Raw genomic sequence first — 368 nt, 5'->3', positions numbered from 1 at the left:
AGGATCATCGAGGTCGCCAGCAGCAGCATCTTGGTGTACGGGTCCATGCCGTTCGGGTCACCGGAGGTGAAGAAGGTGATCACCAGGAAGACCTGTACGCAGATGTTGGTCAGCCAGAGGGCATTGGCCGGCACCTGGTTGGCGTTCTCCTTGCGGAGGAACTCCGGCATGGTGTGGTCCTTGGCGGCGGCGAACATGATCTCGGCGCACAGCAGGACCCAGGAGAGCAGGGCACCGAGCAGGGAGATCAGCAGACCGACGCTGATCAGCACCGCGCCCCAGTGACCGACCACATGCTCCAGCACCAGCGCCATCGACGGGTTCTGCAGCTTGGCCAGTTCCGGCTGGGTCATCACGCCCATGGACAG

General features: G+C 63.3%; 1 protein-coding gene. It reads right to left on the bottom strand.

The window, feature by feature from the left end:
• Window positions 1-368: amino acid permease (locus C167_RS31915; protein ID WP_037005687.1), on the bottom strand; the 368-nt coding region annotated here is incomplete at both ends.

Source organism: Pseudomonas nitroreducens TX1, from assembly GCF_000313755.1.
Taxonomy (GTDB): Bacteria; Pseudomonadota; Gammaproteobacteria; order Pseudomonadales; family Pseudomonadaceae; genus Pseudomonas; species Pseudomonas nitroreducens_A.
The sequence above is the reverse complement of the archived record's forward strand: the minus strand, read 5'-3'. Positions and strand labels throughout refer to the sequence as shown.